This is a genomic window from Rhizobium sp. AB2/73 (assembly GCF_020871915.1).
Taxonomy (GTDB): Bacteria; Pseudomonadota; Alphaproteobacteria; order Rhizobiales; family Rhizobiaceae; genus Rhizobium; species Rhizobium dioscoreae.
In genome coordinates, this window is the sequence record NZ_CP067071.1 from 3,685,205 (window position 1) to 3,702,379 (window position 17,175).

Here is a 17,175-nt window from a genome sequence, read left to right on the forward strand (position 1 = left end):
GGCGGCCGTTGCCGGCCGCCCAATTATAGGAATGCGGATCAGCCGCCGATGGCAGCCTTACGAACGTCGATGACGGCGTTGTAGAAGTCCGGGGTAACCTTGACGTAGCCCTTGAAGTCGCCGCCCTCGATGGCGTTGAAGCACTTGGCGTCAGCCGTCGGGAGCTTCATGAAGAAGTCCGCCAGCTTCGTCTGCCATTCAGTGCCGAGAGCGTTGCGAACGACGAGCGGGCCATTCGGGATCAGCGGCGAACGCCAGACTTCGACGAGCTTGTTCGGGTCTACGGCGCCCTTGTCGACTTCCTTGCGGAAGGTACCGGAGGTATAGCCGTCCTTGAAATCGCCAACGCCCGAAGAGTCGTCGACAGCAACGTCGACCTTGCCGTCGTAAGCGGCGAGCAGGTTGTTCTCATGGCCGCCGTTGAACTGGGTCGAGCCGAAGAATTTGTCGTTCGGCACGCCGGTGGTCTTCGGAATTTGTGTCAGCGGAACGAGGTAGCCCGAGGTGGAGTCCGGATCGGCGTAGCCGAGCTTCTTGCCCTTGGCGTCCATGATCGTCTTGATGCCGGAGGACTTGAGGGCGAGGCCGATCGAGTAGTAGCCGGTCGAACCGTCGGTCTGCTGCGTCGTCAGGATCGGGGTAACGGCCTTCGGGTCCTTTATGGCGACGGCTGCGTAGCCGGAAGCACCGAGTTCGGCGAAGTCGAGCGTGCCGCCGAGCAGGCCCTGGATAACGCCGTTATAGTCGGCGGCCGGGAACAGCGAAACCTTCTCGAAACCGAATTCCTTCTTCAGGTGGTCGGAAAGGCAGGCGTAATTGCGCAGGCGGTCGGCTTCGTTTTCGCCGCCGAGAATGCCGATGCGGAATTCCTTGAGGTCTGCTGCGTTGGCGGCAGCGCCGGCTGCGAGCGCAACAAGCGCCGTAGCCGCAAAGAGTGCTTTCTTCAACATGGGTTCGTCTCCTGATTAACCGGTGTCCCCGGATGTCTTCGGTCTGATAGAAGAAATGCGCCCTTGACGCGGGCCTTCGATCCCGGCCGTCCCTCTCAGAGACCGGCCAGTGCCAGCGGTTGGGGGCCGGCAGATTCAGTCACCGCGGCTTGCACGGCCGGATCGGCAATGTTGATTGATGTCGACGTCATGGTCTCGTCGATGCCGGCGCCGTCCTTGTCGGTGCCGTAGATTTCCTTGACGGCCGCTGCCGTCAGATCGGTCGGCTTGCCGTCGAACACCACCTTGCCGGCCGCCATGCCGACGATGCGTTCGCAGTAGTTGCGCGCCGTATCCAGCGTATGCAGATTGGTGATGACGGTGATGCCTTCGCGCTCGTTGATATCGCGCAGCGCATCCATGACGATCTTGGCGTTCAGGGGGTCGAGGGAGGCGATCGGCTCGTCGGCCAGCATCATCTTCGGCTGCTGCATCAGGGCACGGGCGATGGCAACGCGTTGCTGCTGGCCGCCGGAAAGGGTGCCGGCCATCTGCAGTGCCGTCTGCTCGATGCCGAGGCGCTCCAGCGCCGCAATCGCCTCGATGCGTTCTTCGCGGGTGAAGACCGAAAGGAGACTCAGCATCGTCGAACGATGGTTGAGGCGGCCGAGCATGACGTTGGTGAGCACGTCGAGGCGCGGCACCAGATTGAACTGCTGGAAGATCATGGCGCAATCGCGCTGCCAGCTGCGCAGTGCACGACCGGTCAGCTTGGAGACTTCGGTACCGGAGAAATGAATGGAGCCGGAACTCGGATCCGCCAGACGGTTGATCATGCGCAGCAGCGTCGACTTGCCGGCGCCGGAACGACCGATGACGCCGACCATCTGTCCTTGCGGTATGTCCAAAGTCACGGAATCGACGGCGAGCTTGTTACCAAACCGGCGTGAGACATTCCTGAGTTCGAACATAGTGCTTCCCTTTCGCGGCTGCCGGGCTGCAAAAATTTCAGCGGTACCGGTGCTAAGAACGGGCGCGTGCCCCTGTCTCGAAAGGAGTTCCGAGGGGGCTGGCGCCAACCACAAGGCAACCGATTAGTCCCGCTTCATGAAGCTCCAATGTCAGTTTTATGTAACTGCTGTTACAATTCCCGGCGATTTTGCAAGATTAGCCGGCTGAGAGCTTTCCTTTAAGTTTAGCCGTCAAACATGCCGGTCGGCAGACCATCCATGCTGAGGCTGTTCTTCTCGCGCCGGTATTCCTCGATGCCGTCGGGACCCTTAGCTTTCGCCCATTGGTCGAGGCTCGGCCTCTCGCCTTCATAGGTGAAAAGCGGCACGCCGAAACCGCAGGACGTTTGGACGAGATCGAAGTCCAGCCGCACGATCTGACGTGCCCCGAGCGGCTCCTGATCCGCATAATGATCGTGCAGCAGTTCCCGATATTCGGTGGACGAGCGATGGATGATCCGTCCGTGGCCATAGAGGCGCAGGATCATCGGCGGTCCCTCGACGGCACAGAACATGATGGTCAGCCGTCCGTCCGCCTTCATATGCGCCGCAGTCTCGTTGCCGCTGCCGGTGCGGTCGAGATAAATAGCGGTGTTCGGAGAGATGATGCGCAGGCACAGTATCTCGCGGGGCGAAACATTGACACGGGAATCCGATGTTGCGGATGCCGTGAAGAAGATGTGTTGCCGCGCGATGAAATCGCGCAGCCGATCGTCGATGCTGGAAAACTGCTTTGCCATGAAAACTTCTCTCGATCCCGCATTGAAAGGACCGTCTAAGCTGGATCGCTTGTCAGCGCCTTGCAAGTCCGATGAGGGTGGAAACCGTTCTCAGGCTTTGTAGCGATCCAGAAATTCCTCCGCCGAAAGGGCGCGGAAATCCGCAAGCGCTGTGCGCAGGCGATCGTGATCCCAATCCCACCATGAAAGCTTGTCCATGCGCGCGCCGACCTCGGACGTGAAACGCTCGCGGATCAGCTTGGCCGGCACACCGCCGACGATGGTGTAGGGCGCAACGTCCTTGGAAACGACGGCGCCGGCTCCGATGACGGCACCATTGCCGACCGTCACGCCGGGCAGCACGGTGGCACCATGCCCGATCCAGACGTCATGACCGATCACAACCCGGTTGTCGCGCCGCCAGGTGAAGAAATCCGTCTCCATATCGGCGTCAGGCCAATAATCGGCGGCGCGGTAGGTGAAATGGTGCAGCGTCGCGCGCCATGTCGGATGGTTGGTTGCATTGATGCGCACGGCGGCGGCAATGTTCACGAACTTGCCGATCGTCGCGCACCAGACCGCGCCATCCTGCATGATGTAGGAATAGTCGCCCATCTCGACTTCATCGATGCGGCAGTGGTCGGACACTTCTGTATAGCGGCCGAGCGTCGAATTGTTGACGCTTGCCGAAGGGCTGATGAAGGGCGCTTCTCCCAGTTTGCGGCTCATGCGGCTGCTTTCCTCGGAGAGAATTGCGAGACGTCGAGAATGCGGCTGCCGACGGCTTCGCGCACTTCCTCATCATGGAAGATACCCAGCAGTGCGACGCCGGCTTCCTTCTTCTGCTCGATCATGTCGACGACAACGGCCCGATTGCGGGCATCGAGCGACGCGGTGGGCTCGTCGAGCAGCAGGATGGCGTGATCGGTGATGAAGCCGCGCGCGATGTTGACGCGCTGCTGCTCGCCGCCCGAGAAGGTGGCGGGCGGCAGCTGCCAGAGCTCCCTGGGCAGGTTCAGTTGCGCCAGGAGCTCGGCTGCCCGGTCGCGGGCATCGGTCACGCTCAAGCCGCGGGCGAGCAGCGGCTCGGCGACGACATCTATGGCAGCAACACGCGGCACGGTGCGCAGGAACTGGCTGACATAGCCCATGGTCTGGCGGCGGACGTCGAGCACGGTGCGCGGATCGGCAGTGGCGAGATCGACGATCCTGTCCCTGTGCGTGACCAGGATCTGGCCGCTGTCGACGGCATAGTTGCCATAGATCATCTTCAGCAGCGAACTCTTGCCGATGCCCGAGGGGCCGCCGAGCACGACGCATTCGCCAGAGGCGACGGAGAAGGAGACATCGGCAACGACCGGCAGGCGAATGCCGTCGCGCAGATGCATGATGAAGCTTTTGAAGACTTCGGAAACGACGAGTGGGGTTGCCATGTTTGTTCCTCAGACCTGCAGGATCGAAGAGACCAGCAGTTGTGTATAAGGTTCGCGCGGATCGTCGAGCACGCGGTCGGTGAGACCATGCTCGATCACCTGGCCGTCCTTCATCACCATTATGCGATGCGACAGGAGGCGGGCGACGGCGAGATCGTGGGTTACGATGATTGCCGAAAGCCCGAGATCGTTGACGAGGCCACGGACCAGATCGAGCAGGCGGGCCTGCACGGACACGTCGAGGCCGCCGGTCGGCTCGTCCATGAAGACGAGGCGTGGGCCGGTCACAAGGTTGCGGGCGATCTGCAGGCGCTGGCGCATGCCGCCGGAGAAGGCGCGCGGCTGGTCGTCGATGCGGTCGGCGTCGATCTCGACCCGCTCCAGCCAATCGATGGCGGTGTTGCGGATGTTGCCATAGTGGCGGTTGCCGATCGCCATCAGCCGCTCGCCGACATTGGCACCGGCAGACACCGTCATGCGCAGGCCGTCGGCGGGGTTCTGATGCACGAAGCCCCAGTCGGTGCGCATCAGGAAGCGGCGCTCGGCCTCATTCATGCGGAAAAGATCGCGATAGGTCTCGTCGCGCATGTGGTATTCGACGCTGCCCGTCGTCGGCAGCAGCCGGGTCGATATGCAGTTGAGCAGCGTCGTCTTGCCGGAGCCGGATTCGCCGACGATAGCCAACACTTCGCCGGGCCAGAGTTCGAAGGACACGTCGCGGCAGCCGATGCGGCTGCCGTAGAACTTCGAGATGTCCTTGACTTTCAGAAGGGGTAAGTCACTCATTCGGCAGCCTCCTTGCTACCAGGCAGTCCATCGGATGCCAGCCCATTTGACGCCAGCATTGGGCCGGCATGGCCATGGGCGCGACGATCCTCGCAGAAATCGGTATCGGAGCAGACGAACATGCGGCCGCCCTTGTCGTCGAGGATCACCTCGTCAAGATAGACCTGCTCGGCTCCGCAGAGAGCGCAGGGCTTGTCGAAGCGCTGCACTTCGAAGGGATGATCCTCGAAATCCAAGCTGACCACTTCGGTGTAGGGCGGCACGGCATAGATGCGCTTCTCGCGGCCGGCGCCGAAGAGCTGCAGCGCATTGGAGAGGTGCATTTTCGGATTGTCGAACTTCGGTGTCGGCGATGGGTCCATTACGTAGCGGCCGGCGACCTTGACTGGATAGGCGTAGGTGGTGGCGATGCGGCCGTTGCGGGCGATATCCTCATAGAGCTTCACATGCATGAGGCCGTATTCCTCGAGCGCGTGCATCTTGCGCGTCTCGGTCTCGCGCGGCTCCAGGAAGCGCAACGGCTCCGGGATCGGCACCTGATAGACGAGCACCTGGTTCGGCCCGAGCTTGGCTTCCGGAATGCGGTGGCGCGTCTGGATGATGGTCGCCTCGTCCGTGCGGGTGGTGACGGCGACATTGGCGACCTTCTGGAAGAATGCGCGGATGGAGACGGCATTGGTCGTGTCGTCGGCACCCTGGTCGATGACCTTCAGCACGTCCTGGGGGCCGATGATCGCCGCCGTCAGCTGCACGCCGCCGGTGCCCCAGCCGTAAGGCATCGGCATTTCGCGCGAGGCGAAGGGCACCTGATAGCCGGGAATGGCGATCGCCTTCAGGATGGCACGGCGGATCATCCGCTTGGTCTGTTCGTCGAGATAGGCGAAGTTGTAGGTGGCGAGTTCGGTCATTCGGCTGCCTCCGTCATGGGTTCCATGCCGCGATCACGAGCGGCCTCGAAGTCGCGGCGCATGCGCCGCACCAGGTCGAGCTCGGCCTGGAAGTCGACATAATGCGGCAGCTTCAGATGTTCGACGAAGCCGGTCGCCTGCACATTGTCGGAGTGGGAAATGACGAATTCTTCATCCTGAGCCGGCGCAACGATGTCTTCGCCGAGCTCTTCGGCGCGCAGAGCGCGGTCGACTAGCGACATCGCCATCGCCTTGCGCTCGCTTTGGCCAAAGACGAGGCCGTAGCCGCGGGTGAACTGCGGCGGTGCCTTGGCCGAACCTTTGAACTGGTTGACCATCTGGCATTCCGTTACCTGGATGCGGCCGAGCGAAACGGCAAAGCCGAGTTCCGGCACCTCAAATTCGACCTCTACTTCGCCGATGCGGATTTCGCCGGTGAAGGGGTGGGTGCGGCCGTAGCCGCGCTGGGTCGAATAGCCGAGTGCCAGCAGGAAGCCTTCGTCGCCGCGGGCGAGCGCCTGCAGGCGGAGATCCCGGGTCATCGGGAATTCCAGCGGCTCGCGCGTCAGGTCGCCGATCTCGTGGTCGACAGGCATAGTGCCGTCGTCCTCGATCAGGCCTTCCTGGTTGAGGATTTCCGAAACGCGCATCACGCGGCTGTCCTCGGCCGGCCGCTGCATCGGCTCATCAACTGGCTCATCTGTCAAAAGGCTTGGGTCGAGCAGGCGGTGCGTGTAGTCGAAGGTCGGGCCGAGCAGCTGGCCGCCTGGCAAATCCTTGTAGGTCGCGGAAATGCGGCGCTCGATCTTCATGACAGCAGTGTCGAGCGGCTGAGAATAACCGAAGCGCGGCAGCGTGGTGCGGTAGGCTCTGAGCAGGAAGATCGCTTCGATCATGTCGCCGCGCGCCTGGCGAACGGCAAGTGCGGCCAGCGTACGGTCATAAAGCGAGGCCTCGGCCATGACGCGATCGACGGCGAGTGCAAGTTGCGCCATGATCTGGTCGATGCCGACGGCCGGCAGCGAACGGTCGCCGCGGCGACGGTCGGCCAGCAGCCGGTGAGCATTGGCGATGGCGGCTTCGCCGCCCTTAACGGCAACATACATATGTCACAACTCCGTCGCGGTGATCTTGGTGGTGCGCGGCAGGCAGATGAATTGCCGGCCCGCCGTCAGGATGAGATCGACGCCGCGCGGAAAGAGCGCGCGATTGTCGTTCCAGATACGCAGCAGCGCATCCGGCAGCCCGACAGGGGCGATCATGGTCACATCCTTGATGCCGGGGCCTGAAAGCGCCAGTTGTTTGCCGCCCACCAGGCTTTCGATTTCCAGAACGATCGTGGTCGACCGATCGGGATATTCCTGGGTGCCGATGCCGAACTGGCTGAAGGAGGAAAGCGCCATGCCGGCTTCGATGAAGGCGAACTGCGCCTCCAGCCGTTCCGAAATGACGGGTGCTCCGGTGTGGAAGGCCAGCCATTCCGGCAGGCTTGATCTTGCCAGGCTGTTGGAGAGCCAGACAGGCGTGTCGTGATCACAAAGGGTGAGGCCGATGGCGCCTGCGGCTACACCGAGCGGAGTGGGCGGCGCGACGTCAGCCTCAACGGTCTGCAGGGTGCCTGGACGTGCCATGGCATCCATCGTCATCTTGAAGACGCTTTGCGCGTCGAAGACCGGATCGGTGAAACCGCCGGTCAGGGCCTCGTTGCCGAAGGCCGGAGTGCTCGAAAGGCTCATCAATCTTCTCCGCGAACCATGGTGAAGAAATCGACGCGGGTTGCCGCCGTCTCTTCGGCGCGCTTGCGGTCATATTCGGCGATACGCTCGGTAACCGGCTGTAGAAGAGCCTTTTCGACGAAATCCTTCGTGGCCGATTGCTGCCAGAGAGCATCGAAGATGGCCGAAAGCCGGGCCTTTTCCCGATCCGTGCCGAGCGCGTGCGCATGGCCGATCGTGTTGGATGCCAGCCGGACGGTGGCGCGCGTCACCGTGACTTCACCGAGGTTGAAGGGGGAGCCGCCGCCGCCGATGCGGCCGCGCACCATGACGAGCCCTGTCTCTGGTCCGCGCACCGGCTGTACCGCCGGCTTGCTCGGCAATGCTTCCCACGCCGCCTCTAGCTCGTCGCGTTCTGCCTGCGCCAAGAGATCGGCGACGCGCTTGCGTTCCCGACGCTCTTGTGCCGCCGCTTCCTGCCTCTGTGCTGAATTCATCGCGCCTTCCTCTAAATGTCTATTGATATAGACAACCATACAAGATAGTTTTATATTTATTAGTGAGTCGTGACAAGCGTATGACAGGGCGAGTGGGCGAGATGGCAGGGCAGAAAATACAGAGGCAGACGGGCGTGGCGCTCTGGCGGCAGATTGCCGACCGGATTCGCACGTCAATCAATCACGGCGACTTCGATGAGACGGGCATGGTGCCGCCGGAAACGGCGCTGGCGCTGCAGTTCGGCGTCAACAGGCATACGATCAGAAGCGCGCTGGCAGCACTGGCGCAGGAAGGCATCGTTCGGGCCGTGCAGGGACGCGGCACGCTGATCGAGCGCAAGGAGCGGCTGAGCTTCCCGATTTCAAGGCGCACGCGATTTTCGCAAGGGATCGGCGATCAGGTGCGCGAGACCCGCAGCGTCCTGCTTGCATCGGGCGAAGAAGCTGCCAGCGCCGAATTGGCCAAACAGCTCAAGCTCAAGACAGGTACGCCGTTGATCCGGCTGGAAACGCTCGGCCAGGCGGATCATCGTCCGGTATCGCGCGCAACAAGCTGGTTCCCGGCGGATCGTTTCGGCGATATCGCCGAGATCTATCGGACGACCGGATCGATCACCAAGGCATTCAAGGAGCTCGGCGTGCCCGATTACGTCCGTGTCGTCACCGAGATCACCGCAACACATGCCGACGAGGGTGATCTCACCGATCTGCAATTATCCCCGGGCGCCATCGTTCTCGTCGCCCAGGCGCTCAATGCGGATCTCGATAATGTCCCGGTGCAATATTCGATTTCCCGCTTCGCCGCCGACAGGGTGCGCTTCACCGTCGAGAACTGATGCCGCACTAGGGAATCGGCTGAAAATCGCTCGGCGGCCATTGCTGTGCGGCATGCAGAATGCGGATTATGCGCACCATTTCATCAGCAAGATCATAAACCAGCAGATAGTTTCTGTGCACGACGAGCTCGCGTGTCCCGGACACGCGGCCGGGTCGGCCCGTCATTGGATGAGTAATGAGCTGTTTCGACCGTTTGGCCAAGAGTTCGTCCAGCGCGAGTGCGGCGGTGGCATTCTCGGCCTCGATGTAGGTATAGATTGCGCGTCGGTCAGCCCTTGCTTCGGGAGTCCAAGCAAGTTTCACGAAGAACGCCCGCTGAGTTTGCGGCGTGTTTCTTCTCGCAAGGCGGCAAATTCAGCGTCCACGTCGTCGTCGGGAATGAGGTTGCCGGCATTGGCGGAAGTAAGACCGGCCTGAACCTGCTGGCGAAACCAAATGTCATATTCGGCGGCATCTTGCTGGCGCCGCACATAATCGCGCATGAAAGCCCGGAGCAATTGCGCACCGGTTTGATCATGCGCTTTCGCAGCCTCGCTGAAAGCCGCCTTCAACTCTTCTTCAACTCGGAAGGTAAATGTCGCGTCGGTCATGTCAGTCCATGTGTTACATACGCAGTGCAGTGTAACACATATTGCGGCATTTCCCACCCCTCATCTCAGGCATATGAGGGGTGGTTTCCGTTCAACAGCTCAATGCGCGCCTGACATGTCGCCGAGGACTTCCTTCGAGGCGACGGTGGAATCGGCCTTGAGCTTGTAGACCATCGGCACGCCGGTCGCGAGGTTCAGCTCCAGGATCTGTGTCTTGCTCAGGCGGTCGAGAACCATGACGAGCGAGCGCAGCGAGTTGCCGTGGGCGGCCACCAGCACGTTCTGGCCGGCAAGCACGCGCGGCAGGATTTCCGTGAGATAATAGGGCCAGACGCGGGCGCCGGTGTCGCGCAGGCTTTCGCCGCCGGGCGGCGGAACGTCGTAGGAGCGGCGCCAGATGTGGACCTGCTCTTCGCCCCACTTGGCGCGGGCGTCATCCTTGTTGAGGCCGGAGAGATCGCCGTAGTCGCGCTCGTTCAGCGCCTGATCCCTAATCGTTTCAAGGCCGGGCTGGCCGATTTCATCGAGGATGATCTTCAGCGTATGCTGGGCGCGCGTCAGGGCCGAGGTGAAGGCGATGTCGTACTTGATACCGTAATCGGCCAGAGCCTTGCCGCCGGTCTTGGCCTCTTCGATGCCGAGCGCCGTCAGATCGGGATCCTTCCAGCCGGTAAAGAGATTCTTCAAATTCCAGTCGCTCTGCCCGTGGCGAACGAGAACGAGAGTGCCGCTCATAAATTTCTCCTTAATGAAGCAATTCCAGGAAAAGTGTGTAGCGGTTTTCCGTCCGGAATTGCGAGACAACAAAAGGCTGGAGCGGATCGGCAGTTCCAGGCTGATCCGCTCCAGGATCGGATCAACGTGTAGAGAGCCCGAGAACATCGAGCATGGAATAGAAGCCGGGTTTCTTGTCGCGTGCCCAGAGCGCCGCCTGCAGCGCGCCGCGCGCAAACAACGACCGGTCGCCGGCATTGTGCGACAGCGTCAGCCGCTCGCTTTCGCTGGCGAAGATCACCGAATGATCGCCGACCACGCCGCCGCCGCGCAGGGTCGCAAAGCCGATCGTGCCTGCCGGGCGCGGGCCGGTATGGCCGTCGCGCACGCGCACGGAATTGTCATTGAGATCGATGCCGCGGCCCTTCGCCGCCGCCTGGCCGAGCAGGAGCGCCGTGCCCGAGGGCGCATCGACCTTGTGCCGATGATGCATCTCCAGCACCTCGATGTCCCAATCGTTCGAAGGCAGTGCCCGCGCCGCCTGCTCGACAAGCACGCTCAGAAGGTTGATGCCGAGGCCCATATTGCCCGATTTGACGACACGGGCATGGCGTGCGGCAGCCTTGAACTTCGCTTCGTCCTCGTCCGAACATCCGGTCGTGCCGACGATATGGACGATGCGCGCCTGGGCGGCGAGACCGGCGAAGCTGACGCTGGTTGCCGGCGTCGTAAAATCGATGACGCCTTCGGCATGCAGGAAAGCGGCAAGCGGATCGTCGGTGACGGGAACGCCGATCGGCCCGAGCCCGGCGATCTCGCCGGCGTCCTTGCCGATGAAGGCGGAGCCGGGACGCGCGACGGCGGCATGCAGGGTTACGCCCTGGGTCGCGTGAATGATGCGGATGAGGGCCTGTCCCATGCGGCCCGCCGCGCCCACCACCACCAGCTTCATCGCATCGTCGCTCATGTCGTCTCTATCGTCTATTTGCGGGAATTGCTTGAAATCGCCGGTAGCTGCAGGTTGTTGAGCCGAGCGTAGAGGCCATTGTCCGATGTCGCAAGCGTCTCGTGGTTGCCTTCTTCGACAACGCGGCCGTTCTGCATGACGACGATCTTTTCGGCGCGGACAACCGTCGACAGGCGATGCGCGATGACGACGACCGTGCGGCCGCTCATCGCCTCTTCCAGCGCCTTTTGCACGGCCGCTTCGGATTCCGTGTCGAGCGCCGAGGTCGCCTCGTCCAGAAGCAGGATCGGCGCATTGCGCACCAGCGCGCGGGCGATCGACAGGCGCTGGCGCTGGCCGCCGGACAGCGTCACGCCGTTTTCGCCGACGGGCGTCTCGTAGCCCATCGGCTGCGCCTCGATGAAATCATGGGCATAGGCAAGGCGTGCCGCTTCCTCGATCTCGGCATCCGTCGCATTCGGGCGGCCATAGCGGATATTGTCGCGGATCGTGCCTTCGAAGAGATAGGGCTGCTGCGAAACATAGGCGAGCTGCTGCCGCAGCGACTGTTTCGTCACATGCGCGATGTCCTGCCCGTCGATGAAGATGCTGCCAGCCTTGGGATCATAGAAGCGTGGGATGAGATTGACGACAGTGGACTTGCCGGCGCCCGAAGGGCCGACGAGCGCGGTCGTCTGCCCGCCTTCTGCCGTGAAATTGACGCCAGAGAGGACGGCTTCATCACCATAGGCGAAATGCACGTCGCGGAACTCAATGCGGGCATCGGTCACTTTGAGCGGCTTGGCATCCGGCAGGTCGCGCTGGCGCGGCTCCATGTCGAGCAGCTCATAGATCATCCGCGCGTTGACGACGGCGCGCTCCAGCTGCACCTGCAGCTTGGCGAGGCGGCGGGCGGGATCATAGGCGAGCAGCAGCGAAGTGGCGAAGGAGAAGAACACACCCGGCGAGACATTATCGTAGATCGACCGGTAGGCGGCGTAGGCGAAAAGGCTGGCAATCGCGAAACCGGCGACGGTCTCGATCAGCGGACCGTTGCGCTCCGAAAGGCGGGCGATGCGGTTCTGCCGGTGCTCTGCAGCGGTGATAAGCTTGTTGATCTTGCGTTCGAGCTCCTCTTCCATCGTGAAGGCCTTGACGATGGAAACGCCTTGAATGGTCTCCTGCATCGCGCCGAGCACATGGCTGTTCAGGACCACCGCGTCGCGCGTGGCAGCGCGCAGGCGCTTGGAAATATAGCGCAGCGCGAAGAAGAGCGGCGGCGCGATGACGACGAATGCAATGCTGAGCACCGGGTCCTGGAAGACCATGACGCAGAGCAAGGAGATGAAGGTCAGAAGGTCGCGCGCCGTCGACGTGATCGTCAGGTTCATAACATCGCGGATGCCCGAGACATTCTGGCTGATGCGGGCGGCGAGCTGCGCGGAGCGCGCTTCGTTGAAGAAGCCGACCGACAGCGTCATCAGGTGCGAATAGAGCCGGCGCTGGTAACGGGCGATGATGTTGTTGCCGATCTTCGACAGGATGACCGATTGGAAATATCCGGCAAAACCGCGCACCACGAAAACGAGGAAGATGCTGAAGCAGATTTTCCAGGCATCGACGATATCGCGGGCGATGAAGGCGCTGTCGATGACAGATTTGACAATATAGCCGATGTAAGCAGTCGAAAGCGCAACGAGGATCAGGCAGGTGATCGCGATGGCGTAGCCGCGAATATGATCGCGGCCGTTCTCGGCGATAATGCGCTTCAGCATGCCGGTGATGGCTTCGCTGTCGACGTTTTTGCTTTTCGGGTCAGGCAATTTCAATAATCGGCTTCCTGTCTTGAACCAAGCGAGCCGCATCTGGCACGTGCTTTCGCGGCTCTATTAAAGAGTTAGCACGACTTTGGCTAGACATGCCTTGCCGCGCTGGTTAAGGCCGATCACGGAGCCGAGCCCATTATAGAGGAAGGCGGCTCCTGCAAAAAGGCATGGCGCATCGGATGTTCCGGCGCGCCATGAGCTGCGTGGCGAGCGGTTAACGCCGCCAGCGACGGCCCTCCGTGGCAAGGCCAAAGTTTGTCGGCTTACGGGCATAGATCGCAAGGCCGGAAAGCGCTGCCAGCGGATTGACGACAACATGGGTCGGAATCGTCTTCATCAGTTCCGTGTGCGGTGCCTTGTCCTCGAAAGCGGCGCGGAATTCCGGCTTCTGCAGCGCCGGCAGGATCTTCTGCGGAATGCCGCCGGAAAGATAGACGCCGCCGCGCGCCATGAAGATCATGGCGATATCGCCGGCGACCCGGCCGAGATAGGTGACGAACAGCGTCAGCGTCTCCTCGGCCTGCTTGTTGGTGCAGGCAAGCGCGTGGTTGGTGATGTCAGCCGGCTCCTTCAGGCTTGGTTCGATGCCGTCAGCCGCGCAGATCGCATGATAGAGGTTCTGCAGACCGCGGCCGCAGATCACCTGCTCGGCCGAGATGCGGCCTTCGATGGGTTCCAGATGCGGCCAGATCTGCAGGTCGCGTTCCGTGCGCGGCCCGAGATCGATATGGCCGCCTTCGCCCGGTACCGGCACCCACTGATGCTGGGTATGGACCAGGGCGCCGACGCCAAGCCCGGTGCCTGGCCCGAGCACGGCGCGCGATGCAACCATGTTACCGGATGCTTTGCCGATGGTTTGGCGATGCTCGTCGGAAATCTCGGCGATCGCGAGCGCCTGCGCCTCGAAATCGTTGATGACGAGCACGTCCTCAATGCCGAGATTGGCGATCATCGTCTTCGGACGGATCACCCAGTCGCAATTGGTCAATGGAATCTCGTCGCCCTGCACCGGGCCTGCCATGGCAAGAATTGCCGAGCGGGGCCGGACCTTGCTGTTTTCAAGGGCGAGTTTGATCGCATCGTCGATCGTGGCGAAATTCGCCGTCTGCACGACCGGAAAATGCTCCTGTTCGGAGTCCGCGTCGACGAGGATGGAAAAACGCGCATTGGTGCCGCCGATATCGCCGATCAGGATCGGGAAAGGCAAGGGGGCATCGCTGTGATTGAGCTCGGGCATGGCCAGGTCCGTGGTCTGCCGCCGGCAAGGCGGATTAATGGTTCAGTGTTTTGATCAGCCGCTCGGCAGTGGATTCGTTGAGCGCCATCGGAATGTCGTAGAGAACGGCAAGCCGCGTCAATGCCTTCACGTCGACGTCGTGCGGCATGGGGGTGAGGGGATCGATGAAGAAGACGAGCATGTCGATCTCGCCGGTGGCGATGAGAGCGCCGATCTGCTGGTCGCCGCCGAGCGGGCCGCTTTTCAAAGGGGTGACCTTGAGGTCGGGGCAGGCATCCAGCACGCGGCCGCCCGTCGTGCCGGTCGCAACGATCTTCCAATTGGCAAGGGCCGCCTGATTGCGCCGTCCGAATTCCGCCATCGCGTCTTTTTTCTGATCATGCGCGATCAGTGCGATGCATTTGCTGCCGGCCATGAAATCCTTGCTCCACCCACTGCTTTCAATCGATTTATCCGCCTTCTATACCAAGGGGGCGGGTTTTGAAAGACTGCTCCGGCAAGGACAGTTCCGGACTTACTGCTGAGGAATTTGGCCGGGCGGCGTATCGCCCGAAACCGGCATTGCGTCCGTCTCCGCCGAAACGTCGGCAGCTTTGGCGCCGGAGGCGGCGGGGCGTGCGGAAGCAATCGCAGGCGCCGCCAATACGGCCTGGCAGGTCTTGGGCAGATCGGCAACCATGACCTCGCGCGGCTTCTGGGGCGGCTTGTCGCTGGGCTTCGGCTTGGCCCAGGGCTCGGGTCCGAACCACCAGGCGAGCGACTTGTCGCAGCCATCGCCGGCGGCGACCGGCGCCTGCTCCGTGCAGCCGACCGAGCCGGCGGGGCAGCGGAGGCGGATATGGAAATGCGAGTCGTGCCCGTATTCCGGCCGCAGCTTGCCGAGGTTGCTGCGATCACCTGTCCATGTCTCGCACATCTTCTTCTTGATCGCCGGATTGACGAAGATGCGCTCGACCTCCGGATAGCTCGCCGCGCGCATCAAGAGGCGGGCATGCGCCGGGGTCCAGACCTTGTCGTTGATTGTCAGGAACTTGTCCTTGGCGAGCATCGTGGTGAAAGGCAGGGCTTCGCGCTCTTCCGCCGTCATCTTGCGCCGCGGCATCGGCGTCAGCCAGACGTCGGCGTCGAGGCCGATCTGATGCGAGGCATGACCGTTGATCATCGGGCCGCCGCGCGGCTGCGAGATATCGCCGACGAGCAGGCCCGGCCAGCCGTCATTCCTGGCTGCATCGCGCGATAGGCGCTCGAGCAGGCCGATCGTCTCCGGTCTCCCCCAGCGACGATTGCGCGACAGGCGCATCGCCTGCCACGTCGGGCCGTCCGCCGGCAGGGCGACGGCGCCGGCAAGGCAGCCTTTGGCATAGAAACCGATCGATTGCGGCGGTCCCTGCGTTGGCAGCGTCACGGCGCCGAAAACAGCCTTGGCGCTGCCGGGCGAAGGGGTGGCCTGCTGCGCCAGCGCATCGCCGGCGACAAGGCCCATCCCGATCGAGGTGGCGAGAGAGAATTTGCCGATCGTTCGAAAGGCGCGAGCCAGAGGTGAAGCCATGCATATCCTTGAAAGGCGGTCGGCATTAGCCGAAGTGATTTGCCGCGAGACTATCCTGAAAAAGGATGGAAGTGAATCCGCGCCACTCACGGATGGCTACCGGTCGGCCGCCTTTGCTTGCATAGACCTTTGCTTCGGATGGATCAGTTCGTCAGGATTTCCGCCGTCTTGCGGATACGGGACAGCCGCGGCAAGATCTTCGTGCAGGCGAAATCCTGCATCTCCTGCGAGAAGGTCGTCACCGCATCTTCGGCGACAATGACGGCGTAGTTTGCCGCGAAGGCATCGCGCACGGTTGCTTCTACACCGAAATTGGTGGCGACTCCGGTCAGGATCAGCGTCCTCACGCCGCGACGGCGAAGCTGCAGGTCCAGTTCCGTGCCGTAAAAGGCGCTCCACTGGCGCTTGACGATGGCGACATCGGGCGTCAGCGCTGCCATCTCGGCCGGAGCCTCGAGTGTGGCCGGCGGTAAACCTCCTGGGGGAAGCGTAAAGCTTTCGTCTGTCGGCTGATTGACAGCATCAGCATAGTCTGCGGAAAATCCAACCGTCACGAAAACGGTCGTTCCGCCATCGGCCTTCAGTTTGTTTGCGATGGCGACCGTATTGGTGACGATCTGCTGGGCGGAGTAGGGCGCGAGCGGCCGGCCGAGGACGAGGCCTTGCAGGTCGATAGAAACGAGAGCGGTAGTTTTGGGGTCGTAAAGTGACATCGGGCGGTAGCTCCATAAAATATGAGGATATCCTCACAATGGAAATATGAGGATGGCCTCACAAAAATCAAGTGAAGAATTGAAGACGCGCACGCCGAAGCGGCAGCGCGGCCATGATCGGGTCGTCATACTGCTGGAGGCGGCCGCAAAGGTTTTCGCGCGCAAGGGCTATGAGGCGGCAACGATGACGGAGATTGCGGCCGAGGCAAATTCTTCTATCGGCTCGCTCTATCAGTTCTTCCCGACCAAGCCGCTCCTTGCCGAAGCACTGCATATCGAACGCCTGGAGCGATTGAAGGCCAGGCTTCGAGGTATCGCAGAGCGGAGCACCGGTCTTTCCGCAGCCGATAGCGGCGAGGCGATCTTCCATGCGCTCGGTGCTTTCATGGAGGAATATCCGGAGTTTTCGGTACTGGCCGGTCGCCGCGATATTCCCAAGGAGCGCAAGGCGCGCTCACGGGCAGAGCTGAAGGAGCTGATCGCCGGCGTCCTGCGGCAGGCGCAGCCGCCGATATCGGACGATATCGCGCTGATGTCGGGCATCGTGCTCGAACTGCTTCGCATCGTCGTTGCCGTTGCCGCCGAGCCCGATGCTGCCGAGGATCGCCGCGTCGCCGGCGAATTGCGGCTGATGTTGCGCAAACGTCTTGAAGAAGCTGCGGCAAAGGGCTGATTTCTCGAGACGGTCTTCGGCCCCTTTACGAAGAGGTGTGTTATTGCGTCCTGTTTTTTGCCCTCATTTGCCTTATGCTGATTCTCCAGAAAT

21 protein-coding genes are annotated in these 17,175 nt (G+C 62.0%); 2 read left to right on the plus strand and 19 right to left on the minus strand.

The features are described from left to right. Window positions 1-38: 38 nt before the first annotated feature. From phnD to phnG, 10 genes are all read right to left on the minus strand, one after another. On the minus strand, window positions 39-950 hold the full coding sequence (gene phnD / locus I8E17_RS18050) for a phosphonate ABC transporter substrate-binding protein (protein ID WP_069610914.1): 912 nt from the start codon (window positions 948-950) through the stop codon (window positions 39-41). A 95-nt stretch (window positions 951-1,045) separates the two neighbouring features. Continuing rightward, window positions 1,046-1,900, minus strand: coding sequence for a phosphonate ABC transporter ATP-binding protein (gene phnC, locus I8E17_RS18055; RefSeq protein WP_069610915.1), 855 nt, complete (start codon window positions 1,898-1,900; stop codon window positions 1,046-1,048). Window positions 1,901-2,124: 224 nt separating this feature from the next. Beyond that, a complete protein-coding gene (locus tag I8E17_RS18060; RefSeq protein ID WP_069610916.1) occupies window positions 2,125-2,679 on the minus strand; it encodes a pyridoxamine 5'-phosphate oxidase family protein in 555 nt (184 codons plus the stop codon). Window positions 2,680-2,769: 90 nt separating this feature from the next. Continuing rightward, a complete protein-coding gene (locus I8E17_RS18065) occupies window positions 2,770-3,387 on the minus strand; it encodes a DapH/DapD/GlmU-related protein (protein ID WP_113366813.1) in 618 nt (205 codons plus the stop codon). Beyond that, window positions 3,384-4,091 carry a phosphonate C-P lyase system protein PhnL gene (phnL, locus tag I8E17_RS18070; protein WP_113366812.1) on the minus strand — a complete coding sequence of 236 codons (708 nt, stop codon included), beginning with the start codon at window positions 4,089-4,091 and terminating at the stop codon, window positions 3,384-3,386. Before phnL ends, I8E17_RS18065 begins: the two co-directional genes overlap by 4 nt. A gap of 9 nt (window positions 4,092-4,100) precedes the next feature. Next, entirely contained in the window at window positions 4,101-4,877 is a 777-nt protein-coding gene (phnK, locus tag I8E17_RS18075) for a phosphonate C-P lyase system protein PhnK (RefSeq protein WP_113366811.1), read from the minus strand. Beyond that, window positions 4,874-5,785 carry an alpha-D-ribose 1-methylphosphonate 5-phosphate C-P-lyase PhnJ gene (locus I8E17_RS18080; protein WP_069610920.1) on the minus strand — a complete coding sequence of 304 codons (912 nt, stop codon included), beginning with the start codon at window positions 5,783-5,785 and terminating at the stop codon, window positions 4,874-4,876. Before I8E17_RS18080 ends, phnK begins: the two co-directional genes overlap by 4 nt. Continuing rightward, a complete protein-coding gene (locus tag I8E17_RS18085) occupies window positions 5,782-6,891 on the minus strand; it encodes a carbon-phosphorus lyase complex subunit PhnI (RefSeq protein WP_113366810.1) in 1,110 nt (369 codons plus the stop codon). Before I8E17_RS18085 ends, I8E17_RS18080 begins: the two co-directional genes overlap by 4 nt. A 3-nt stretch (window positions 6,892-6,894) precedes the next feature. Then, window positions 6,895-7,521 (minus strand): phosphonate C-P lyase system protein PhnH, encoded by a 627-nt coding sequence (gene phnH, locus I8E17_RS18090; protein ID WP_113366809.1) that lies wholly within the window; start codon window positions 7,519-7,521, stop codon window positions 6,895-6,897. Further along, window positions 7,521-7,997: a phosphonate C-P lyase system protein PhnG gene (gene phnG, locus I8E17_RS18095; RefSeq protein ID WP_112722845.1), complete on the minus strand. Its 477-nt coding sequence runs from the start codon at window positions 7,995-7,997 to the stop codon at window positions 7,521-7,523. The genes phnH and phnG overlap by 1 nt, the downstream gene beginning before the upstream one ends. A 101-nt stretch (window positions 7,998-8,098) precedes the next feature. Here phnG and phnF point away from each other — a divergent pair, with 101 nt between their 5' ends. Continuing rightward, entirely contained in the window at window positions 8,099-8,833 is a 735-nt protein-coding gene (phnF, locus tag I8E17_RS18100) for a phosphonate metabolism transcriptional regulator PhnF (RefSeq protein ID WP_113366808.1), read from the plus strand. 7 nt (window positions 8,834-8,840) lie between these two features. On the opposite strand, the gene I8E17_RS18105 is transcribed toward phnF, so the two are convergent. From I8E17_RS18105 to I8E17_RS18145, 9 genes are all read right to left on the minus strand, one after another. Then, window positions 8,841-9,137, minus strand: a complete 297-nt coding sequence (locus I8E17_RS18105; RefSeq protein ID WP_113366807.1) for a type II toxin-antitoxin system RelE/ParE family toxin — start codon at window positions 9,135-9,137, stop codon at window positions 8,841-8,843. After that, complete coding sequence (locus tag I8E17_RS18110; RefSeq protein ID WP_113366806.1) at window positions 9,134-9,424, minus strand: hypothetical protein; 291 nt, start codon at window positions 9,422-9,424, stop codon at window positions 9,134-9,136. Before I8E17_RS18110 ends, I8E17_RS18105 begins: the two co-directional genes overlap by 4 nt. 99 nt (window positions 9,425-9,523) lie before the next feature. Then, complete coding sequence (locus tag I8E17_RS18115) at window positions 9,524-10,159, minus strand: 2,3-bisphosphoglycerate-dependent phosphoglycerate mutase (protein WP_112722848.1); 636 nt, start codon at window positions 10,157-10,159, stop codon at window positions 9,524-9,526. A gap of 121 nt (window positions 10,160-10,280) precedes the next feature. Beyond that, window positions 10,281-11,105: a 4-hydroxy-tetrahydrodipicolinate reductase gene (dapB, locus tag I8E17_RS18120; protein WP_113366805.1), complete on the minus strand. Its 825-nt coding sequence runs from the start codon at window positions 11,103-11,105 to the stop codon at window positions 10,281-10,283. 14 nt (window positions 11,106-11,119) lie between these two features. Beyond that, window positions 11,120-12,913 (minus strand): ABC transporter ATP-binding protein, encoded by a 1,794-nt coding sequence (locus I8E17_RS18125; RefSeq protein ID WP_112722850.1) that lies wholly within the window; start codon window positions 12,911-12,913, stop codon window positions 11,120-11,122. A 211-nt stretch (window positions 12,914-13,124) separates the two neighbouring features. Then, window positions 13,125-14,147 (minus strand): glucokinase, encoded by a 1,023-nt coding sequence (locus tag I8E17_RS18130; RefSeq protein WP_112722851.1) that lies wholly within the window; start codon window positions 14,145-14,147, stop codon window positions 13,125-13,127. Window positions 14,148-14,181: 34 nt separating this feature from the next. After that, window positions 14,182-14,562 carry a methylglyoxal synthase gene (locus I8E17_RS18135; protein ID WP_113366804.1) on the minus strand — a complete coding sequence of 127 codons (381 nt, stop codon included), beginning with the start codon at window positions 14,560-14,562 and terminating at the stop codon, window positions 14,182-14,184. Between the two features lie 99 nt (window positions 14,563-14,661). Further along, entirely contained in the window at window positions 14,662-15,696 is a 1,035-nt protein-coding gene (gene mepA / locus I8E17_RS18140; protein ID WP_113366803.1) for a penicillin-insensitive murein endopeptidase, read from the minus strand. A 143-nt stretch (window positions 15,697-15,839) separates the two neighbouring features. Beyond that, a complete protein-coding gene (locus tag I8E17_RS18145; protein ID WP_113366802.1) occupies window positions 15,840-16,409 on the minus strand; it encodes an isochorismatase family protein in 570 nt (189 codons plus the stop codon). Window positions 16,410-16,461: 52 nt separating this feature from the next. Between I8E17_RS18145 and I8E17_RS18150 the strand changes: the two genes are divergently transcribed. Further along, window positions 16,462-17,082, plus strand: coding sequence for a TetR/AcrR family transcriptional regulator (locus tag I8E17_RS18150; protein WP_113366801.1), 621 nt, complete (start codon window positions 16,462-16,464; stop codon window positions 17,080-17,082). The last annotated feature ends 93 nt before the right edge of the window (window positions 17,083-17,175 follow it).